A 4,009-nucleotide genomic window follows, 5' to 3' on the forward strand; every position below is an offset into this window, starting at 1 on the left:
TTGCAAGAATTCGCCGATCAACCTTTGCGTACGCGCTCGACCCGGCTTTCTTCCAGGGCCTTGCATGCCTGCTGGATCATCTGCTCGGTGATCGGTACTTCGCGCCCCTGGGCATCGATGATCGAACCGCACACCTGCGGCTGAGGGGTATTCCGGGGCTTCTGGTTGTCGCTGCCATGCTGCAAGCTCATGTATTGTCTCCTCATCAGGTTCAAGCGCAGGTTAACCCTGTGCCGTGACTGGCCTGTGACAGTACCTGCAGGGTCACGGCAGGCACAGTCCAACAGAAACGGCAGTAAAGCTCCATAGCCTGGTTAGACCGATAGGCTATAGCAACCCTGCAAGGGTTCCACAGGCGTGGATGAGTGGTAGGCTGCGGTTTCCCCGCCAATGTAGTCTGCGCCATGCCCGAATCGGTTTCCCCGCGCCAACGCCGCGCCCTGCGCCTGGGTTGGCAGTTTGTCCGTCCGTACCGTCGCCAGGTGCTGCTGGCCTTGCTGGCCCTGGTAGTCACCGCCGCCATCACCCTGTCCATGGGCCAGGGCATCCGCCTGCTGGTGGACCAGGGCTTCATGACCCGCTCCGCGCATCAGCTCAACCAGACCATTGGCCTGTTCCTGCTGTTGGTGGTGGCCCTGGCGGTGGGTACCTTCAGCCGCTTCTACCTGGTGTCGTGGATCGGCGAGCGCTGCGTGGCCGATATCCGTCGGGCCGTGTTCGACCACCTGATCGGCCTGCATCCCGGGTTTTTCGAAGACAACCGCAGCTCCGAGATCCAGTCGCGGCTGACCGCCGACACCACCTTGCTGCAATCGGTAATCGGCTCTTCGCTGTCGATGTTCCTGCGCAACGCGCTGATGGTCATCGGTGGCGTGGTGTTGCTGTTCATCACCAACCCCAAGCTCACCAGCATCGTGGTGGTGGCCCTGCCACTGGTGCTGGCACCGATCCTGCTGTTCGGCCGCCGCGTACGCAGCCTGTCGCGGCAAAGCCAGGACCGGGTGGCGGATGTGGGTAGCTATGTGGCCGAGACCCTCGGACAGATCAAGACCGTGCAGGCCTACAACCACCAGGCGCATGACCGCCAGCTGTTCGCCGGTACGGTCGAAGCGGCGTTTGCCGTGGCCCGGCAGCGGATTGCCCAGCGTGCCTGGCTTATCACCTTGGTGATCGTGCTGGTTCTTGGAGCGGTGGGGGTAATGTTGTGGGTTGGCGGCATGGACGTGATCGCCGGGCGTATTTCTGCGGGCGAACTGGCCGCCTTCGTGTTCTACAGCCTGATCGTCGGTAGCGCCTTCGGCACCCTCAGCGAGGTGATCGGCGAGTTGCAGCGGGCGGCGGGTGCCGCCGAGCGCATTGCCGAACTGTTGGCGGCGCGCAGTGCGATCCTGCCGCCCGCCATGGCGCAGGTGCTGCCGCAGCAGCGGGCCAGTGGGCGTATCGAGCTGCAGCAGTTGGTGTTCGCCTACCCATCACGGCCCTCGGTGGCGGCTGTCGATGGCCTGAGCCTGGCCATCGAGCCGGGGCAGACCGTGGCGCTGGTGGGCCCGTCGGGGGCGGGCAAGTCGACCCTGTTCGATTTGTTGCTGCGCTTCTACGATCCCCAGCAGGGGCGCATCCTGCTTGATGGCCGGGCGATCACCGAGCTCGACCCCGATCACCTGCGCCATCAGTTCGCCCTGGTAGCACAGAACCCTTCGCTGTTTCGCGGCACGGTCGAGGCCAACATCCGCTATGGCCGGCCCGAGGCGACCCTGGCCGAGGTCGAGGCAGCGGCCCGAGGTGCTCATGCCGATGCATTCATCCGGCAATTGCCGCAGGGCTACCAGACACCGCTGGGCGAGGGCGGCATCGGCCTGTCTGGCGGTCAGCGGCAGCGCCTGGCCATTGCCCGTGCGTTGCTGGTCGATGCGCCGATCCTGTTGCTGGACGAAGCCACCAGCGCACTCGACGCGCAAAGCGAACACCTGATCCAGCAGGCGCTGCCCAGCCTGATGGCCGGGCGCACCACCCTGGTGATCGCCCATCGGCTGGCTACGGTCCAGCATGCCGACCGTATCGCGGTCATCGACAAGGGCCGGCTGGTGGCGGTGGGGACGCACCGCCAGTTGATCGAAGAGAGCCCACTGTATGCCCGGCTGGCGGCCCTGCAGTTCACCACGGGTTAGCTTGTCGTGGCTCTGTAACATTTCTGTAGTAATTGCCTGAGAGTATCTAGCTCAACTGTTGCGTAAGTGCTCGACCTGGCTGCCATTGCTTGATGGCAGCCTTTTTTTGGCCTGCCAGCAACCGGGCTGCGTTGCACCTTGTTGCCAGCTTGCGCGGCCCTACGGTCTTCCTCCTGCTTTCCGAGATCCAAGATGTTGCGTAAATCCCTCAGAGTGCAAATTCTCTCCCTGCTCGGCGGCAGTCTGGTGGCGATGTTGCTGATCGCCCTGGTGTGCTTCCAGTTCCTTTCCTCCAGCGTGCGCGGCTACGCCGAGCTGGTTGACGGGCCGCTGCGGGCCTCGCAACTGATTGACGAAGCCAACCTGCAGTTCAAGATTCAGGTGCAGGAATGGAAGAACGTGCTGCTGCGCGGGCGCCAGCCGGCTGACATGGACAAGTACTGGCAGCAGTTCCAGGCTCGCGAGCAGCAGGTGCAGAAACTGCTCGGACAATTGATCGACAGCAGCGACGCCAGGCTGAAGGCGCCGTTGCAGCAGCTGCGTGACAGCCACCGGCAGCTGGGCCAAGCCTATGCGCAGGGTCGCCAGGCATTCCTGGCGGCGGGCGGCGACCCTGTGGCAGGCGACCAGGCGGTCAAGGGCGTGGACCGCGCCGCCAGCGAGCAGATGAGCGAACTGGTCGAGCAATTGCGTGCCGAGGCCCTTCAGCACGCCGCCAGCCTCAGTGCTGGCGCCGAGCGCACGGTATGGGTGGGCCTGCTGGTGATGCTGGTCTCGGCCGTGCTGGTGGGGCTGCTCAGTCTGTGGTTGGTCAACCGCAGCCTGGTCGAGCCGATCCGCCAGTTGATCGACTATGTCGCGCAGCTTAGCCAGGGCCGCTTTGCCGCCCGGGTAGACAGCCGCCGCGAGGACGAACTGGGCCGCCTGGCGCGGGCCGCCAATACCCTGCGCGACTTCCTTGCCGACACGGTCGGCCGGCTGCAGGACAACGCCCAGGAACTGGAAGGCGCCAGTGGTCAGTTGCGCAGCATCGCCGGCGACATGGCCCGTGGTACCCACGACCAGTTCCAGCGCACCGACCAGGTGGCCACGGCCATGCACGAGATGTCCGCCACCGCCCAGGAAGTCGCCCGCCACGCCGCCGAGGCCGCCCGCGCGGCGGACGATGCCGACCACAGTGCCCAGGCGGGCGAGCAGGTGATGCAGCAGACCATCGACATCATCGGCGCGGTCAACCGCGAAATTGCCGGTACGGCGGCGGTGATACGCGACCTGGAGCATTACAGCACGCGCATTGGCAAAGTCCTCGAGGTGATCCGCGGTATTGCCGAGCAGACCAACCTGCTGGCGCTCAACGCGGCCATCGAAGCGGCCCGTGCCGGCGAGGCCGGGCGAGGTTTTGCGGTAGTCGCCGATGAAGTGCGCAGCCTGGCCCAGCGGACGGCGGCGTCGATCGCCGAGATCCACCAGATCATCGAGGCGGTGCAATCGGGGGCGGTGGAGGCGGTCAAGGCCATCGAAAGCGGCCAGCAGCGCAGCGAGGAGGGTGCCGAGCAGGTGCAGCAAGCCGGGCAGATGCTGCAGCGTATCACCTTGGCAGTGGAAGCGATCCGCGACATGAACCGGCAGATCGCTACCGCGGCCGAAGAGCAGACCAGCGTGGCCGAGGACATCTCCTGCAACCTGATCGAAATCACCCGCATCGCCACGGCTAACCAGCAGGCCGTACAACATACCGAGCAGGCGGGGCAGCGCTTGCATGGGTTGTCCGGGCAACTGGGCGAAGTCACCTCCCGCCTGAGCGCCTGATTTCAAAGGGCCGCTGCGCAGCCCATCGCCGG

The 4,009-nt window shown here is 65.3% G+C and carries 3 protein-coding genes and 1 pseudogene; 3 read left to right on the forward strand and 1 reads right to left on the reverse strand.

Going from position 1 to position 4,009, the window contains the following annotated elements; translation table 11 throughout:
* Positions 1-17: 17 nt before the first annotated feature.
* On the reverse strand, positions 18-191 hold the full coding sequence (locus ACK1U9_RS15005) for a PA1571 family protein (protein ID WP_173015109.1): 174 nt from the start codon (positions 189-191) through the stop codon (positions 18-20).
* 213 nt (positions 192-404) lie between these two features.
* Between ACK1U9_RS15005 and ACK1U9_RS15010 the strand changes: the two genes are divergently transcribed.
* From ACK1U9_RS15010 to ACK1U9_RS15020, 3 genes and pseudogenes are all read left to right on the forward strand, one after another.
* On the forward strand, positions 405-2,168 hold the full coding sequence (locus ACK1U9_RS15010; protein ID WP_046615832.1) for an ABC transporter transmembrane domain-containing protein: 1,764 nt from the start codon (positions 405-407) through the stop codon (positions 2,166-2,168).
* Positions 2,169-2,933: 765 nt separating this feature from the next.
* Positions 2,934-3,044, forward strand: a pseudogene (locus ACK1U9_RS15015) (hypothetical protein); the annotation flags it as partial.
* Positions 3,045-3,272: 228 nt separating this feature from the next.
* A complete protein-coding gene (locus ACK1U9_RS15020) occupies positions 3,273-3,977 on the forward strand; it encodes a methyl-accepting chemotaxis protein (RefSeq protein WP_419199674.1) in 705 nt (234 codons plus the stop codon).
* Positions 3,978-4,009 lie beyond the last annotated feature (32 nt).

The sequence above is a fragment of the Pseudomonas sp. XP1 genome, from assembly GCF_053557675.1.

What these genes read in the sequence shown, in the direction of transcription:
- ACK1U9_RS15005 (WP_173015109.1), bottom strand. Translation starts at nt 191, where the DNA reads ATGAGCTTGCAGCATGGCAGCGACAACCAGAAGCCCCGGAATACCCCT.
- ACK1U9_RS15010 (WP_046615832.1), top strand. Translation starts at nt 405, where the DNA reads ATGCCCGAATCGGTTTCCCCGCGCCAACGCCGCGCCCTGCGCCTGGGT.
- ACK1U9_RS15020 (WP_419199674.1), top strand. Translation starts at nt 3,273, where the DNA reads ATGTCCGCCACCGCCCAGGAAGTCGCCCGCCACGCCGCCGAGGCCGCC.